The sequence below is a fragment of the Fodinibius sp. Rm-B-1B1-1 genome (assembly GCF_038594945.1).
GTDB classification, from domain to species: Bacteria; Bacteroidota; Rhodothermia; order Balneolales; family Balneolaceae; genus Fodinibius; species Fodinibius alkaliphilus.
In genome coordinates, this window is record NZ_JBCFYD010000002.1 from 125,502 (window position 1) to 143,109 (window position 17,608).

A 17,608-nucleotide genomic window follows, 5' to 3' on the forward strand; every position below is an offset into this window, starting at 1 on the left:
CTTAGGAATTATAGTATTCGTCAACCCGCGGCGGTTTTTTGGGAGAATCAGGATGGTCAGGCATTTCTTCAGATTCCTTAAATTCCTCAATCTGTTTTTTCTTCTCCTCTCGATCTTCCTGTTCTGATTCTGTCTCATCATCGGGATATTCAACACGGCTGTGGTAGATTCCCACTAAAATGTTCAGAAAGGTCTCTTTTATCGTGCGTATATCCTGGAAGGTAAGTGGAGTTTTGCTAAGTTGTCCTTCGTTCACCCGGTCATCGACCATCTTATCAATGAGGTTTTCCAACTTTTGGTAGTTGGGATCTTTCATAGCCCGAGATGATGCCTCGATACAATCAGCAAGAAGCAAAATACCTGTTTCTTTGGTTTGAGGCAGGGGGCCATCGTATCGAAAATCTTTTTCTTTTATCTCTTTTTTGCTGGTATCGGCCTGTTCTTTAGCTTTTTCCCAGAAAAATTTAATAAGTGAATCACCGTGGTGAGTTTTAATAAAGTCGATGATAACATCGGGGAGACCGTGCTCTTCGGCCATTTTAACCCCGTTAGAAACATGAGCTTTAATAACCAATGCACTCATTCGTGGCTTTAGCTTATCATGTTCATTACTCTCGGTTTGATTTTCTGTGAAGTATCCTGGGTTTTCCATTTTGCCAATATCGTGATAGAGTCCACCAACTCGACAGAGCAATCCATTGGCACGAATAGCTCCTGCTGCTGCCTCCGCCAAGTTTGAGACTTGCAGGCTGTGATGAAAAGTTCCGGGGGCTTTGGTCATTAATTTCTTTAGAAGTGGCAGGTTGGTATCACTTAATTCTAAAAGGGAAAAATCTGTGGTTACGTTAAATGATTTTTCAAAGAGCAAGATCAGGGGGTAGGTAAATAGGATGAAAATAGCGTTGAAACCGATATATAATACCTCGCTTCCCAGTCCTCCCCAGCTGTCAAAAGTAGTCATATTAAAGCCCAGCACTACAACAAGGTACGCCCCGAAGACAATACCGGGTGTAGTAAAGAAAAATTGAGATCGTTTTTTAATATCACGTACCGAGAATAAGCCCAGACTGCAGGCTACGGTTGTAGCAGTGACATATTCAAAATTATTACCATTTATTAACCCTGTAAGTAATGCCAGCGTGATGGTGGATAACAATCCTACCCGTGAATCAAAAATGATAGTCAGAATTATAGGGGCAATAGCTACCGGCACGATATAAGGGGAGATGTTATCGAAGTGAAACACGATAGAACTGCTGATAATCACCAGCGAAAAGGCGATGAGGACGAGGGTCAGCATGGAATTATTGATATAAATATACCGGCGGTAGAGATAGAGGTAAAAGAAGAAAATAGTTAGTATTGCAACAACTGCTATGATGTCCCCACCGTATCGTAGCCATCGTTCCAGAGTGCTGGCATTTTGGGCTCGTGCCTCAGCTAAACTCTGTAACATATTATATTTATCCTCTGTTACAATATCGCCGCGACGGATAATGACCTGTCCCTGCGCGACGGCACCTTTTGAAGTCGAGATTTCGTCAAGTGCGTCCTTAACTCTGGCCTGTGTTTCTTCTTTATTTAAGATTAGGTTCGGCTCAATAACCTGAGTGAATATTTCACTGCCTGCTTTAGCTATTTCATCATAAAAATTGCGTGAAAGTCGATATTGCGCAAACTCTCTGGCTTCCGGTATATCACGTACATTAACCAGATTTTGAGTCTGCTCAGTACGTTCTTTGAGGTCACGGACGGTGATTTCATCATTCGATAACTCAGATTTCGGAGTATTGGTTACGCCATCATTAAGGACTTCGCCAATGATCTTTTCCAGCTCTTCTTTAAGATTTACTTCCGCAAACTCATTGCCGCCGGAATTTGTCTGACCATCTTGGGTAGAAAGGGATTCATAATTTTCCATCAGAATTTGCCAAACAGAATCCGATAAGCGAATTGGCGATTGGTTTTTCAGTTCAACATATCGCAGGCTATCACGCTGAACATTGTTGGCATTATTTTCTTTCGATTCCTGCCATTGGTTGTATCCCGTTTTTATTTGGGATAGGTTGCTGAATAATGAGTCGATGCTGGATTGAATATCGATTTGCACTCCCGGCTGTTTATGAAAGATAGGAGGTGTTGTTTCACGAATGGTTTCCCGTTCTTTTTCCAGTTCCTCACTACTTTTTTTGATGGCAAACGTAAAGGGAGCTGTTAAGTCATCGGCCCGCCAGGGTTCCCCAATATTGTAATTAACCGGTTCTTTAAAAGAACTTTCTGGAAGAGAAAAAATGATAATACCTAAGAATGCAAGAAGAATGAAAGCTCTTAGGTAGGGGCTATATTTTAATTTTGAGGCTTCTTCCTGCTGCTTCTTTTTTTTACCTATTACCGGAGCACCCCTTCTTTTTTTGGGAGCCAATCCTAACTTTTCAAGAATACCCATAATGTAAATTCAATTGTCTCTATAACTAACAATGAAAGCGAGACATTTTTAATGTGTTTGGATAAGATACTGTGATTACAAAATTATACCAACCCACAACCATATTACCAAACGTTGGAATAGCTTCAAAGCGTATGTGAATGATTATATCTCTTCATCAATAAGTTCCAGGAAAGCAGCTTGGTCGATAATTGGGATATTAAGTTCTTGTGCTTTGTCGTATTTGCTGCCCGGGGAATCACCTACTAAAAGATAGTCCGTGTTACCACTTACTGATGAGGTCGTCGATCCACCGTGTTTTTGAATTAGCTCGGTAGCTTCTTTACGGGTAAGAGAAGGTAGGCTACCGGTCAAAACAAACTTTTTGTCTTTTAATTTTTGGGAGGCCTGTTGTTCTTCCTCCATCTGTAAGGTTAAGCCATGGTTGCGAAGATTAGCTACAATGTCACGATTATGATCTTGGCTGAAGAACTCGACCACTGATTGTGCAATTTTGGGACCAATAGATTCAATGTTTTCAATATCTTCTTGGTCAGCTTCCATTAGGGCGTCCATCGTTTTAAACCCATGTGCCAGATCACGAGCTACTGTTTTACCCACAAAACGTATTCCCATTGCATAAATAACCCGATCCAACGGTTGATCCTTGCTCCCTTCGATAGCATCTATCAGGTTTTGAGCACTTTTTTCAGCCATACGCTCCAATGGCAAAAGCTGTTCTTTTTTTAGTTCGTAGAGATCAGCATAATTGCTAATAAGGCTTTCTGTAACAAGTTGATCTACCACTGCTTCTCCCATACCATCAATATCCATAGCATCGCGCGAGGCAAAATGTTCAATACGTTGACGTATTTGGGGCGGACATTCGGGGTTGATGCAGCGCCAATCGACATCTTCACCCAATTTTACCAACTCCTGGTTGCAGGCAGGGCAACGCTCAGGCATTTCAAACCGCGATCCCCGGTCGTTACGGTTAGGGTTTACTACTGTTACGATTTGGGGAATAATTTCCCCGGCTTTCTCAACGACAACCCGATCTCCAATGCGTATATCTTTGCGGTGGATTTCATCCTCGTTATGTAACGAAGCTCGTTTAACGGTTGTACCAGCCAGTTCTACGGCTTTAAGCTCAGCAACAGGCGTAATTTTTCCTAATCTGCCAACTTGTAGAGTAATATCTTGTAATACTGTGGTAGCTTGTTCAGCTTCAAATTTATAGGCAATAGCCCATCGAGGAGCTTTCGAGGTGGTTCCTAATGTTTCCCGGTACTTCTCCTCGTTCACTTTTATTACCACGCCATCGGTCTCATAAGGTAGATCGTGACGCAAATCTTTCCATTCTTCAATTTGCTTGTGAACCTGCTGGATGTCTGAACACAATTTATAATGTTCACAGACTGGTAATCCAAACTTCTCCAGCCACTCCATTTTTTGGTATTGGGTGATATTGGTATCAGTTCCCTCACTTAGAAGGTCAAAACTAAAAAATCGTATGGGTCGTCGAGCTACTTCACGCGGATCTTGCATCTTCAACGAACCAGCCGTGGAATTTCGCGGATTAGCAAATGCATTAAGTCCCTGCTGTTCGCGGTGTTCATTCATACGAACAAAAGCTTCCCGTTCCATATAGGCCTCGCCGCGTACTTCTACGATATCGGGATAATCATCCTCAAGCTGCAACGGAATATCCTTAATCGTTTTAATATTACGTGTGATGTCATCACCGCGTTCACCATCACCACGTGTAGCTCCTAAGGCTAAGGTACCGTTTTCGTAGCGGAGCCGAATAGCCGCCCCATCAAACTTGAGTTCTACTAAGTAGGTAAAATCATCGTGTTCCAACAGATCGTGAACACGCCGATCAAAATCGTTAAGTTCTTCTTCATTATAAGTGTTATCAAGGCTTAGCAATGGTATAGGATGTTCAACAGTATCAAAATCACTACTGGGTTCACCGCCAACGCGCTGTGTTGGGGATGTTGGATCCGAAAGGTCAAACTTCTGTTCAAGCTTATTTAATTCGGCCAGATATTCGTCAAATTCTTTATCAGAAATAAATGGTTGAGCATCTTGATAATATGCTTTGTTGGCTTTGTCCAGCAACATCCGTAGTTCATCTACGCGTTGTTGGGCCTCTTGCTTATTCATATTGATGAAAAACCTAAATCGCAGTTAATTAAAAGTTGGTCGTTCCCTAATTACTGAGGGAGGAGGTGCATCGATAGCTAATGAATCGGGAGCGGAGCCAAGCCATGTGCTGTCACCTTCAAAATAAGTACGGTTAATCTCGAGCATTCGTGTTTCCGGATTATAGAATTCTTCGCGTATATTTTGAACGGGATGGCCATTCATTAACAATACCATATTATTTACCTGTCCGCGTAGGTCGATATCATTAACAAAATTAAATCGTACAGCTTCCCCTTGTTCTATCCAATAGGGGTTGATGTCGTCCATGATATCAGTATATACGCGAACGGGTTCTAATCGTCCATATGCTGCATAAACGACCATGGTTAATGTATCGGGCAATGCAGAAAGGTTTTCGTTTGGAAGTTCTTGAACGGAAGCAGTTTCTTGTTGATTGAGCGTATCTTTTTCTTCAGATGATGGTACAATGTTAAGTTCTAATGAATCCGTACTGACGGCTTCTGGCGGAGTTTCTTGCTGGTTATTAGCATTGCCATTATTGGAGGTTGTTGAATTAGTAGGGTTGCCCTCGTAGAAAAAGATAAAAGCGCCAACGATAATAATCAGAACTAAAATGGTAGAGAGGCCAAACCAGGTTTTAGATCCTACAGATTTTAATGGTTTGAACTTCCGACCCATTCCAACCCAGTCAACCGACTTTACATCGGGAGGAGTTGTACTGGCAATAGACGAAGAACGCTGTGAATCCTCAGAGCTTTTTGGTGTTGGGGATTCAGGTTGTACTTCGGGTGACTGATCGTGAACAATATCTTCGTTTTCATCTTCTGAATGGTCACTATCCTCGGCAGCTGTTTTCTCCTCTTCATCATCATATTCAAAAGATTTTTTAGGCTTCTCCGTAAAGTAATTTTGTAAGGAGCCGGAATAATCATTTTTAGAAACCTTGTTGAGTGCATAAATGATCTGTTTTTCATCAACAGATAACGCTTTTGCATAACTGCGGACGTAGCTGCGGATGTAGGTTGCGTTACTTTCGAAATCATCAAAAATAGAATCATCTTCTATCGATTGCAGCGTACGGATTGGTATTTTTGTCGCTTCATTGATGTCTTGAAGACTCAATTCTTGCTCTTTACGAATGTGGGCAAGGTCTTTTCCGAGTGATGCCATAAATAATTTTTCTGAATTAATAGTGGCAGACGGTTTATAGGCCGTGTAATCTAAACAAATATAGCGGTTGCTAAAAATTTTTTGCCTGAAAATAAAAGCCTTTCTGTAAGGATTGTTGCCAGTAATAGATCATACTTATAAAGCATCGACTTATGAATATTATTAACTCTGTTATAAACGATTTAAAGAAGGTAGTATTTCCCAACGTGTGTGTTTGCTGCGGGCGGGAAAATACTCGGTTGGAGCGCCAGATCTGCTCGTTCTGTCTCGATGAGCGTTTCGAAGATGGGAATCCTGATAACAAAGATCGATCATCAGATTCTTTGTTGCCAAACGAGGTTGTTTTACAGCATGCCCTATGGAATTTTGACAAAGGAGGGGATTTGCAGAATCTGTTGCATCAACTTAAATACGAACGGCTAACAACTATAGGGATAGATTTGGGTAGAAAACTGGGACAGCGAATGAAAACGCATCCCACGGTTGTTAATCTTATTGAACAACATACAGCAGTAATTGTGCCGGTGCCGTTGCATTATTTGAAATATCGCTATCGAGGGTTTAATCAGGCTTTCAAATTAGCACAAGGATTTAAAGAGATATGGCAAGCCATTCCCATTTGTGGTGTTACGGATATTATCCGAACAAAAAATACGAGTTCACAAACGGGGTTTAGTCTTAAAAAACGCCTTAAAAATATGCAGAAGGCTTTTAAGGTAAAAAATCACTCGTTGATTAATGGTCGGCTTTGTATAATCATTGATGATGTATTTACGACGGGCGCTACAACTTTTGAGTTGGCCGAAACGCTGCACAAAGAAGGAGCTGGGCCCATAATGATTTTGACAATTGCACAAGCGTAATTATTCAAATAGAAAATTCGTTTTTTGCTAAAAGAAGGATATTTTTCGGCTTATGAAAAACCAAGGATCAAGACATCAAAATTTATTTCTCGAAACCCAGTTAGGCATTGTTACACGTACCGGTGATTGGTTTCATGTAACAACTGATCAAATTAAAAAATTTGTCCCGGGCTTGCTGGATAAACGCCCCCTTGATAATTTGGTTGAAGAAGCGATTGCCTGGGTACGAAGTGCTGATAGTTTATCGCTTACACTTTTGCTGGTACTACTCTTATTTATTAATCCCATATTTGCAGTTACGATAGCAATAGCCTTTCATTTTATGTGGTATCGCACTAAAAGTGCTTTCGTCACTATTTACCTCGGAAAGGTGCTCAAATTTCTAAATACTGATGGATACTTATTAATTACCTCATTGGTAATCATTAGTGCTTTGGGAATGACCGGGCAATATTTAGCCGCCGGTATTGGGCTTGTATTTTTCTTTTTGATGAAGCTTGGATTGCTAAAGCGACTTTGGGATAAAATTGACGAAGGGGTTGATAAAAAACTGACACTCAATGATCGTGTCTTTAAGATGCTGCTGGTAAAATATGGTATGCATTATAATCTACAGCCTTCGCAGGTACAAGAGATGGAAGATAAGTTTGTAGAGTTGGCAACGAGTAGAAAAGAAGGAAAAAGCTGACGTGAGTTTGATCAATATTTATTTAGCCCGGCACGGCGAAACAGAATACAATCGACGAAACCAAATCCAGGGACGCGGTATTGATGCATCCTTAAATGAAACGGGATTACGACAGGCTCGTGATATAACCGGTTTTTTGCAGGATACGCCGATTCAAAAAGTTGTCAGCAGTAGCCTGAAACGATCCATAGAAACTGCGAGTGAGATAGCGCGGAATAAGAAGTTAGATCTGGTGTCATATGCTGATTTGGATGAAATGGATTTTGGGCATTTGGAGGGAAAGCCAATCTCTAATATAGAAGATGATTTGAAAGAACTTCACCAGCGGTGGAAAAGCGGTGATGTTGAGCATAGTTGTCGAGGAGGAGAAAGTCCCGCTGTAGTTTTTGATCGGGCTAATAAACGGGCCCAAATGATTTTGGGGCAAAATATCCATAACGTGTTATTTGTTTTACATGGACGCTTATTGCGGATTTTACTGTCCCAGTGGTTACAGTACGGTCTTCATCAGATGCATCGAATACCGCATAGTAATGGGGCTTTGTATCATTTGCAATGGAATAACACGGAATTTGAGGCCGTATATCTCAATAAAACCGATCATTTATTCAACGAACAAAAAAATTGATAATAGAAATAGAGATAATAATGAGGTAAACAGGATTTATGAGCGAAAAAGTACGAAATATGTTTGCCGATATTGCCGATGATTATGATCGGGTGAATAACATATTATCCTTTGGAGTCCATCATTTATGGCGATCCAAGGCTGTAGAACTAAGTGAAGCGAAGCTGGGCGACCGAGTACTCGATTGTGCTACGGGGACGGGGGACTTGGCCTTAGAGTTTAAAGAGGCTGTAGGTGATGATGGGTATGTGTTGGGAACTGACTTTTGTGCCGAGATGATCGAGCACGCCCCCGAAAAAGCACAGGAACATAACCTTGTGGTGGACTTTGAGGTGGCTGATGCTATGGACCTCCCATACGATGACAATCAATTTGATATTTCCAGCATTGCTTTTGGGATTCGTAATGTAGATGATCCCGTAAAGGCGTTATCTGAGATGGCACGTGTGGTAAGGCCCGGAGGTAAAGTTGTTGTGTTGGAATTTGGCCAGCCCAAAGGGATTATGAAGTATCCGTATGAGCTTTACAGCCAATATATTATGCCTACATTGGGAGGGTGGATAAGTGGCAATAAGGAAGCATATACCTATTTGCCGAGAACCAGTGCCCAATTTCCGGCTGCTGATAAATTTATAGATTTGATGGAACAGGCTAAATCTTTTTCATCTCAATGTTATGAAAGGCTTACAGGTGGTATCGCCTATATTTATGTGGGTACCGTTGAATAAATCCACTATATTATTACGCATTTATAAAAAAACACTATTAAATGACTATGGACCAATTAACAATTGATGAAATCAAAAAGTTAATTCCGCATCGTTACCCATTTTTATTAGTTGACCGGGTATTGGAAGTAGAAGAGGGACGCATTCTTGCGATAAAAAATGTGACAGCAAACGAAGAGTTTTTTAATGGTCACTTTCCCCATCGCCCGATTATGCCAGGAGTACTACAGGTAGAAGCATTAGCCCAAAGTGGATGTTTAATGCTGATGCATTCTCATATCGATAATCCCGAAGATTTTATTCCAGTATTTACGGGGATCAACAGGGCAAAATTTCGAAAGTCGGTAGTTCCCGGCGACCAGCTAAAAATGGAAGTGACGTTGGTACAGGAGAAGCGAAATTTTTATAACATGACCGCCGAAGCCCGAGTGGGTGAAAAGGTGGTATGTGAGCTTGATGCCACGGCAGCTATAGTTCCAAGTGAAGAATAAATGAGTACCCAACAATCCTCAAACCGTCCCAAAAAAGTTACCACCCAAACGGTGGTAGAGATGAAGCAGCAATCTGAGAAGATTAGCATGCTTACGGCCTATGATTATACGATGGCTCGTATTGTTGATCAGGCTGGTATAGATGTGATCCTGGTAGGCGATTCGGCCAGTAATGTAATGGCGGGATATGATACGACTGTACCCATGACGATGGATCACATGATCTACCACGCTTCGTGTGTTGTTCGGGGCGTAGAGACGGCTCTTGTTATTGCGGATTTACCCTTTATGAGTTACCAGGTGACAGCAGAAGAAGCGCTCGAAAATGCCGGGCGCATGATGAAGGAAGCTGGTGTTCATGGCGTAAAGCTGGAAGGGGGGAAATCAGTAGCTAAAACGATTGCCAAAATTGTTGATGCAGGTATCCCCGTAATGGGACACTTAGGGCTTACCCCGCAGAGCATTTACAAATTTGGTACTTATAAGGTTCGTGCTAAAGAGGAAAATGAGGCTAATCAACTTGTTGAAGATGCCAAACGATTGGAAGAAGCCGGGTGTTTTTCCATCGTATTAGAAAAGATTCCGGCTGAACTTGCTGCCAAAGTAACAGATGCGATTTCTATCCCAACCATTGGTATTGGAGCCGGGGCACAATGTGATGGCCAGGTATTAGTTACGCATGATATGTTGGGATTGAATAAAGAGTTTAAACCTCGATTTCTCCGTCGTTATGATGATATGCATACTTCGATGACAAATGCCGTGCAGCAATATATTGCTGATACTAAATCAGGCGAATTTCCGAATGAAAATGAGCAATACGATTAAGGAATAAAATTTATGAGTACATCAGATAACAACCCTCTAATTTTAGTTTGTAATGATGATGGCATCTTTTCACCAGGTATTCGAGCGCTGGCTCAAGTAGCTGATGAGTTTGGGGATGTTGAAATTATTGCCCCCGATCGCCAGCAAAGTGCGGTAGGACATGCCGTGACGGTTAACACTCCCCTGCGGTCTCGTTCATTTCAAATTGACGGTCGGTTTAACGGTCAGGCGGTAACGGGGACCCCTGCGGATTCGGTAAAGCTTGCCCATGATCAGCTGATGGAGCGTAAGCCGGATTTGGTAGTTAGTGGTATCAATCACGGAAGCAACGCCGGTATTAATATTTTGTATTCTGGAACGGTAAGTGCTGCCACAGAAGGTACGATTTTAGGCTACCCTTCAATTGCGGTAAGCTGTACTGATTATGATGAAGATGCGGATTTATCCGGTGCCAAAGAAGCGGCGCGCAAAGTGATTGGGTATGTCTTAAGTGAAGGGTTACCCAAAGGGGTAACCATGAATTTGAATGTGCCTGCTGGTCCGCTCAGAGGTATTAAGTGGGCGCGCCAAGCCAACAGCCGCTATGTCGAGGAATTCGAGGGACGTGTTGATCCGAATAACAGGTCATATTACTGGATGACGGGAAAGTTACAGCTGTTGGATGAAGGTGATGATCTTGATGTCAATGTGTTGGAAAAAGGGTATGCTTCTTTGACGCCTATCCAATACGATATGACGGCCTATAATCTTCTAAAGAAAAAGGAAGGCGTTGAGTTGTAATTAATGTCCTTTGGCCTCCAGCATTTTGATGACATTCAGCCAAAACGTTTGAAAGAGTATTTCACGATCATCTTTGAGGCGCAAGTTCATTTGCTCCAGGTGCGACAGGTTTGAGGTTTCAATATGCTCTCCCCACTTGGCGCTTTTTACAGATACCATTCCATCATTGGGGCCTTCAAGATCATAGATGTGCTTGTTTTGATAACGAGCAATAACACGAATAGGTTGGTTGGTTCCTTTGCCTACAGCTGAGCTATAAGAATAGTAAGGGATATCATCAATATTGGGAGTGGCGGGATTAAACTCTTCGTTGATATATTTACGTGTTAATTGTGCCGCTGACCCCACGGAATCACTTTTGGTATGAGGATAAATTCTGTCGCCCATCCAATCAAGAAAATCCCCTAACTTTTCACGGATAGCATCGGGTGTTTTTAGGGTAAGCTCCGCCAGGCTTGTACCGTGATGGGGCGTACTTATCGTTGTTAGTGAAGCAACATGCTGTGCTATATCTAATTTTGACAGGGCATACCGCATATCGAGTCCACCCATGCTGTGAGCTATAATATTTACCTTTTGGTAGGGCAAGTTATCGACCAGTTCTTCAATACGCCTTACCCAGCTTTGAGCCCGTGTTTCAATTTTTGCGTAAGGCACAATGTTAGGAGCAAAAGCCAATACATTATGAGAACGCAGGAGCAGGGCTATATCATAAAGGGGAGAAGGTTTTACCAGCGAAGTAATAGCTCCATAACCATGGCAAAGCAATACGGGGTATTTTAGGTGTATGATTTCCGGTTCGGGAAATTCATTGAGTTCGAAACGTTTTAGCCACTTGTCAGTGTCAATGCGTTCAATCATAAGTTCATTGGAGCTATTATATTGATACCTGATGTTTTAAGATCCGGGAGTTCTTCTTTAAGCCAATTTACCGTCGAAGAAGATCCGGTAATCAAGGTAGTAGCAAATGTAGCATTAGAGGTTAATCGACGAAGTTCTGATATAAAAGAATCTTTCCCCATTTGTTCAGTAAGCATGTGACTTTCAGTAACTTTGACAAATGACAGTTTGGTAAACGTACGAAGGTTCGGCATGTTATTTTCAGCATCTCCCGTGACTAATACATTGGAGTTCGGGGAAATGCGTTCAAGTCTTTTGAGTTGTGTTATAGCAGTCTCGGAATTTTGTTCCATTACATTATCCCCATTCTGGTTGTGGAGCCAAAATATAACAGGGGTATAGCGACCGTTTAATTCTTCCTTTATATCTTGAACCTGAAGCGGTTTTTCCACTTTTATAACCAGTGGAATAGGTTCGGCCAATGATCGAAGATTGGAAAGGATATCACCATCGGGCAGTTCATCAAACACCATTAGTATGCTGATATTATCCGTTTCCATGGCTAACTCAGGATCAGTCTGCAGCGATATCGTACGGATAACGGTGCCTCGATATGCCAGTTGGATATTAACATCTTGCTGTGGAAAAGTGACACGGGCCGGAGTTTCTACTGAATAGCGGTGAAATCGATTGTTGAGCGCAGCATGAAATTGTGTTTTTGAAAACTGATAGGGAAGGGCTACGTAGTAGGTTTTCCGATAGAAATTGGAATCAACACGGGTAGTAGCAACGGTAACTTGTTGCTCGCTAATATTGAAGCGTTCAAACTGGTTCTCAATTAACGAATCGGCCTGGGCAAAAGACTCTAATGCATCTATGGGTTGGTTAGCGGTTGAGAATAGGATCGTTCCACTGATGATACACGAAATAAATAAGAGAGCTGCTATGATCCGTTTTTTCTTTTGTTCCTTCAAGCCAGTTGTCGATATTAAGTTGGCATTTGAGCCGTCTAATTATAGGTGTTATTCTGTTGGAAATCTATGAATAATTTGCCGGATTAGACGATTTGTTACTCGGATATTTAAACTTTGATCAGTATACAGAATGGGTTATGACGTTGAGTTAGTGGAATCATCACAGCAGATCGATGCATTTCATCAGTTACCTTTTCAAATTTACGAAGATTACCCCCAGTGGACCCCGCCATTTCGATCAGAAATAGAGCGTATCTTTGATGAAGAGGAAAATGCTTTTTTTAACAAGGGAGAATGCGAGCGATATCTTATTAAGGATGGGGATAAGGTTTTAGCTCGGTTTGCTGTAATGAATACGCCCAAGCGTGATGAGGTGCTTGATCCAACGATGGGAGGAATTGGATTTATCGAGATGGTTGAAGATCATAGTGTAGCTGAGGCAATGATTGATTTTGCTCAACAGTGGCATCAAAAGCGTGGATATAATGCCATGCGTGGACCAATTAATTTTGGGGAAAATGATACGTACTGGGGGTTGTTGGTTGAAAATTATGATGAGCCGCCAATTTACGGAATGTTTTATCATCCACCTTATTATAAAACTTTGTTAGAGCAAACGGGTGCTCAAAAACTGGATGATCACTGGAGCTACAAACGAGATTTTTCGCAGCCTATCCCTGAGCGAATGCAGCGCATTACAGACCGTATTGAACAGCGAAAAGACGTAAGTTTGCGTCCTATTGACAAGAAAAATATTTATCGTGATGCGGAGTATATTCGCAAAATTTATAACGATGCCTGGAGTGATCAGGATATCACCGAACGAGAAGAGGAGTTTACCGAGCTCACGCGGGATACTGTTGAAGATATGATTAACAAATTAAAGCCGGTACTTATTCCAGAGAGTGTACTCCTTGCTTTTGTTGATGGGGAACCTGCCTCATTTATAGTATGTGTGCCTGATCTTAATGAAGTATCTAAAGAAACGGGTGGACGGTTGCGTTGGTGGCATTATCCCAAATTGTTTTGGTTTAAGCGGCGTGCCAAGCACCTGCGAACGCTGGTTTTTGGTACTCGACCCAAATATCGCAAAATGGGACTCGAAGCGCTCACTTTTACGCGTGGTATTCAGTATACCAAAGAAGCTGCACCTTCGCTGGAATATTTGGAAGGCGCATGGGTAAGTGAGAGCAATTGGTTGATGCAGCGCAGCTTAGAAGCGTTGGGATGTCATCATCATAAAACGCACCGGACTTATAAATGGGTTTTTTGAGAAAAATTCACAAAACTTGAATAATAGATTTTCTTCGGTTACCCTTAATCTCATTTAAAAATCGGGAAGTTAATATCATCTATGGATCGTGCACTGTTTGAACTAACCCCCAATCCCGTACTTATTTATGATCGGGAATCTCTACAGATAATAGAGGCAAATAAGGCTTTTTTAGATAAATATGGTTATAAATCAGAGGAAACAAAGGAGCTAACGTTATATGATTTACGTCCGCATATTGCGGATAACCAGCTCAAGAAGTTGTTGGATAAACAGGAGGAAGATGAGGCGAATAAAACCGATGTAGTTAAACACTGTTCTAAAAATGGTTCAATATTTTATGTGACGGTTTCTTGTCATCCTTATAGGGACGATTACGAAAATGCACAAATAGCTTTTATCCATGATGTAACAGAGCGTGTTAAGGCGGAACGGAAAGCCCAGAAAGCTTATGATGAGCTAAGTCATCATGTTAATCATAGTCCGTTGGCGATGATTAAATGGGATGAAAACTATGAGATTATTGAATGGTCAAAACGTGCGGAAGAAATTACCGGTTATTCAAAAAGAGAGGCCCTTGGACAAAATCCTGAATATTTTGATTTCTATGAAGAGGGATTAGAGAGCGTTCGACAGGATATGAATTACCTTGTTTCGGGGAAACGCAACCGGTCACATTTCGAAACAAAAATGTATCATCGAGAGGGTCATTTGGTAGATATTAATGTACATTCGTCGGCATTGCGAGACGATAATGGAAAATTGGTTTCGGTGTTGACCTTTATTGAAGATGTAACCGAAAGAAAGCATACTGAGATCCGTTATCAGCGGCTGTTTGAAAATGCCAATGATGGTATTTTTATCATGAAAGGCGACCAGTTTATAGAGTGTAACAACCAAGTTCTCAATATATACAAGCTGTCATCAAAATCTGATATTTTAGGAAAGACACCAGTAGATTTTTCTCCCGAATATCAGCCGGATGGAGTTAAGTCAAAGAAAAAGGCACAAGAAAAAATTAACAAAGCATTAAATGGAACTGCTGAGGTATTTGAGTGGCAACACCAAACTTCAGAGGGGAAGCCGGTTGATGTGGAAGTTAGTTTAAATCGACTGGACATGGGAGAGGAAGCTTATGTTCAGGCTATTGTTCGGGATATTACGGATCAGAAAAAAGCCCAGGAAAAAATACAAAAAAGTGAGGCCTTATTTAGAAAACTCTTTTTGAAAGCCCCGGGAGCGATGGTGATGATTGATCCCAATAACAGGGTGAAAAGGGTAAATAAAAGCTTTGAAGACCTGTTTGGATATACTGAGAAGGAGCTTAAGGGCAATGATATTGATGAAATCATAGTGGGTGAAGATGATGGTCAGGTAATTCCCCGTATGCCTGATCGTGGTTTTCGGGAGGATAAATTTTATACTGACATCATTCGCTATACTAAAGATGGAGAAAAGCTGAACCTGCTACTGGGAGCCATACCAGTGTATTTGGATGATGAACCTATTGCAGGCTTTGGAATTTATGTGGATGTTACCGAGCAGAAAAAATACCAGCAACAACTGCAGCAGTCAGTCAAGGAGAAACAGGTATTACTTGAAGAAATACACCACCGGGTAAAAAATAATCTGGCTATAATTTCTGGAATGCTTCAGCTACAGGCATTTGAAGCTGAAAATCCAGAAATTAAAAGTGCCCTTAACGATGGGCAACTTCGCATTCAATCTATCGGTATTGTTCATGAATTGTTATACCAATCTGATGATTTTATCGATATCTCGTTTGAAGAGTATATTTCAAAGCTTGTAAAAACAATCCGGGAAACCCTTCCGTTTGAGCACCAACATATTGATGTGCAAGTAGATACGGGCAATGTTTTATTAGATATCAATCAGGCTATTCCAAGTGCAATTTTGATTAATGAGCTCGTTACCAATGCATATAAACATGCATTTACGAATGGAGAAACAGGAACAATACAGATCACACTGGAAGAGAAAGACCAAACAATATCTATTTATGTCGTAGATGATGGGAAAGGGCTACCCCAAGAATTTTCGGTCGAAAACCTATCCTCTATTGGAATGAACTTAATTCAGACATTAACTGATCAGTTGGAAGGTAATCTGGAATATAGTTCAAGCAATGGGAAGGGCACTGAATTTTGTATCCGTTTTGAGAAGACGAAAGACAAGGGAAGTGGAAACCTGTACCTTGTTGAAGGCAAGGCGTAACACCCTACGTGTTATCAGGAAAAATATAATTTAGTATTTTTTGAGCTACTTCTCGTTTTAATCCTTCAAACTTTGCAGAGCCATTTCTGCCCAGTAAGTGCACTTTATTTTTGTCGGATTGGAATCCAGCCTCCTCATCGGTAAGGGTGTTGGCCACAATCCAGTCTGCCTTTTTCTTATTTAACTTGGTTGTGGCATTTTCGATAAGGTTTTCAGTTTCCATGGCAAAACCGATAAGAACCTGTCCATCTTTCTTATGATCACCGAGCCACGATAGGATATCCGTCGTTTGTTCAAGCTCGATGGATGATTCAGCTTTGTCTTTCTTTACTTTGTTGGAGTATTTATTTTTTGGGGTAAAATCGGATACCGCAGCGGCCATAATAACTACATCCGCATTGGCATGATTTTTTACCTGTTCAAAAAGATCAGCCGTTGATTCAATTTCTATTGCTTTGATATCCGCTGGTTTATCCAGAGAAACAGGACCGTGAATAAGGGTTACATCGGCTCCTAAGTTTTGAGCTGCTTCGGCCATGGCAAAACCCATTTTTCCAGAGCTGGGATTGGAAATAAATCGAACGGGATCGATATGTTCCCGAGTAGGTCCGGCTGTAACAACGACTTTTTTGCCAGCTAAGGGACCATTTTTTTGGTGTTTCCGGATGATTTCTGCGCTTTTTTCCAGAATTGTTTCTGCTTCGGGCAGTCGTCCCTTGCCTTCAAGGCCACTGGCCAAATAACCTTCTTCGGGTTCTAAGATGTGATATCCAAAATTCTGAACGGTTTGCAGATTTTTATAAACTGCAGGCGATTCATACATTTCTCCATCCATTGTGGGACAAAGAAGCAGGGGACAGCGAGCAGCCAGCACCGTAGCGGTTAGCATATTATCAGAAAGACCGTATGCAATTTTTCCCAACGTATTTGCGGTGCAGGGAGCAATGACAAATAGATCCGCCCATTCTCCCCAAGAGATGTGCTTTGTCCATGTGTCGACCGTGGTGTTATTTTTCGGAAAAACGTCCACGGCAACTGGATGTTTAGAAAGAGAAGAAAAGGTATCAGTGCCTACGAATTTAGTGGCGGCCGGGGTCATCGTAACACGTACTTCGGCACCTGCCTTTTGATAGGCACGTAAAAGAAAAGCAGCCTTGTAGGCTGCAATTCCTCCGGTAACTCCCAGTATTATCCGCTTTCCGGATAACATAAATTATTCTTCGTCTTGTGGGTAACGGAAATAGATTTTTCCTTTTTCCATTTCACCAACAGCACGTTGCGTGGGATGTGCGAGCTTCTCAAATTCTTTTGAGATATTTTCTTGTTCTTCGTTAAAAGAGAACTCGTCGTCATCCTCAAAACCTTCAAAGTACTTCAGTTTTTCATCAAGCTGAAGCTTCTCCTGCGCCGCAATTTGACGGGCCCGTTTTGACATAATTGAAATCAGTTCGTACTGATTTCCTGTGTCTTTATTCAGCTTTTCAATATCTAATGTTTTAATACCCATATTATA

At 41.5% G+C, this 17,608-nt stretch carries 16 protein-coding genes; 9 read left to right on the forward strand and 7 right to left on the reverse strand.

Annotated elements, in window-relative coordinates; genetic code table 11:
• Position 1: 1 nt before the first annotated feature.
• From AAFH98_RS07900 to AAFH98_RS07910, 3 genes are all read right to left on the reverse strand, one after another.
• Positions 2-2,446 carry an HD family phosphohydrolase gene (locus AAFH98_RS07900; RefSeq protein ID WP_342522157.1) on the reverse strand — a complete coding sequence of 815 codons (2,445 nt, stop codon included), beginning with the start codon at positions 2,444-2,446 and terminating at the stop codon, positions 2-4.
• 144 nt (positions 2,447-2,590) lie between these two features.
• Complete coding sequence (gene ligA, locus AAFH98_RS07905; RefSeq protein WP_342522158.1) at positions 2,591-4,594, reverse strand: NAD-dependent DNA ligase LigA; 2,004 nt, start codon at positions 4,592-4,594, stop codon at positions 2,591-2,593.
• Between the two features lie 24 nt (positions 4,595-4,618).
• Positions 4,619-5,767 carry a helix-turn-helix domain-containing protein gene (locus AAFH98_RS07910; RefSeq protein WP_342522159.1) on the reverse strand — a complete coding sequence of 383 codons (1,149 nt, stop codon included), beginning with the start codon at positions 5,765-5,767 and terminating at the stop codon, positions 4,619-4,621.
• Positions 5,768-5,919: 152 nt separating this feature from the next.
• Here AAFH98_RS07910 and AAFH98_RS07915 point away from each other — a divergent pair, with 152 nt between their 5' ends.
• The 7 genes from AAFH98_RS07915 to surE are packed head-to-tail and all read left to right on the forward strand — an operon-like array spanning position 5,920 to position 10,773.
• Positions 5,920-6,630: a ComF family protein gene (locus AAFH98_RS07915; protein ID WP_342522160.1), complete on the forward strand. Its 711-nt coding sequence runs from the start codon at positions 5,920-5,922 to the stop codon at positions 6,628-6,630.
• Positions 6,631-6,682: 52 nt separating this feature from the next.
• Positions 6,683-7,318, forward strand: coding sequence for a hypothetical protein (locus AAFH98_RS07920; RefSeq protein WP_342522161.1), 636 nt, complete (start codon positions 6,683-6,685; stop codon positions 7,316-7,318).
• 7 nt (positions 7,319-7,325) lie between these two features.
• Positions 7,326-7,946, forward strand: coding sequence for a histidine phosphatase family protein (locus tag AAFH98_RS07925; protein ID WP_342522162.1), 621 nt, complete (start codon positions 7,326-7,328; stop codon positions 7,944-7,946).
• 38 nt (positions 7,947-7,984) lie between these two features.
• Entirely contained in the window at positions 7,985-8,674 is a 690-nt protein-coding gene (gene ubiE, locus AAFH98_RS07930; protein ID WP_342522163.1) for a bifunctional demethylmenaquinone methyltransferase/2-methoxy-6-polyprenyl-1,4-benzoquinol methylase UbiE, read from the forward strand.
• A 47-nt stretch (positions 8,675-8,721) separates the two neighbouring features.
• A complete protein-coding gene (gene fabZ / locus AAFH98_RS07935) occupies positions 8,722-9,165 on the forward strand; it encodes a 3-hydroxyacyl-ACP dehydratase FabZ (protein WP_342522164.1) in 444 nt (147 codons plus the stop codon).
• A complete protein-coding gene (gene panB / locus AAFH98_RS07940; protein ID WP_342522165.1) occupies positions 9,166-9,993 on the forward strand; it encodes a 3-methyl-2-oxobutanoate hydroxymethyltransferase in 828 nt (275 codons plus the stop codon). It abuts the gene before it with no gap.
• A gap of 12 nt (positions 9,994-10,005) precedes the next feature.
• Positions 10,006-10,773, forward strand: a complete 768-nt coding sequence (gene surE / locus AAFH98_RS07945; protein WP_342522166.1) for a 5'/3'-nucleotidase SurE — start codon at positions 10,006-10,008, stop codon at positions 10,771-10,773.
• On the opposite strand, the gene AAFH98_RS07950 is transcribed toward surE, so the two are convergent.
• Both AAFH98_RS07950 and AAFH98_RS07955 read right to left on the reverse strand, forming a co-directional pair.
• Positions 10,774-11,634, reverse strand: coding sequence for an esterase/lipase family protein (locus AAFH98_RS07950; RefSeq protein ID WP_342522167.1), 861 nt, complete (start codon positions 11,632-11,634; stop codon positions 10,774-10,776).
• On the reverse strand, positions 11,631-12,587 hold the full coding sequence (locus AAFH98_RS07955) for a hypothetical protein (RefSeq protein ID WP_342522168.1): 957 nt from the start codon (positions 12,585-12,587) through the stop codon (positions 11,631-11,633). Before AAFH98_RS07955 ends, AAFH98_RS07950 begins: the two co-directional genes overlap by 4 nt.
• 130 nt (positions 12,588-12,717) lie before the next feature.
• On the opposite strand from AAFH98_RS07955, the gene AAFH98_RS07960 reads away from it, so the two are divergent.
• Complete coding sequence (locus tag AAFH98_RS07960; protein ID WP_342522169.1) at positions 12,718-13,860, forward strand: hypothetical protein; 1,143 nt, start codon at positions 12,718-12,720, stop codon at positions 13,858-13,860.
• A gap of 81 nt (positions 13,861-13,941) precedes the next feature.
• Positions 13,942-16,095: a PAS domain S-box protein gene (locus tag AAFH98_RS07965; protein ID WP_342522170.1), complete on the forward strand. Its 2,154-nt coding sequence runs from the start codon at positions 13,942-13,944 to the stop codon at positions 16,093-16,095.
• A 4-nt stretch (positions 16,096-16,099) separates the two neighbouring features.
• Here AAFH98_RS07965 and coaBC read toward each other — a convergent pair whose 3' ends face one another.
• Complete coding sequence (coaBC, locus tag AAFH98_RS07970) at positions 16,100-17,305, reverse strand: bifunctional phosphopantothenoylcysteine decarboxylase/phosphopantothenate--cysteine ligase CoaBC (protein ID WP_342522171.1); 1,206 nt, start codon at positions 17,303-17,305, stop codon at positions 16,100-16,102.
• A gap of 3 nt (positions 17,306-17,308) precedes the next feature.
• Positions 17,309-17,602 carry a DNA-directed RNA polymerase subunit omega gene (locus AAFH98_RS07975; protein WP_342522172.1) on the reverse strand — a complete coding sequence of 98 codons (294 nt, stop codon included), beginning with the start codon at positions 17,600-17,602 and terminating at the stop codon, positions 17,309-17,311.
• Between the last annotated feature and the right edge of the window lie 6 nt (positions 17,603-17,608).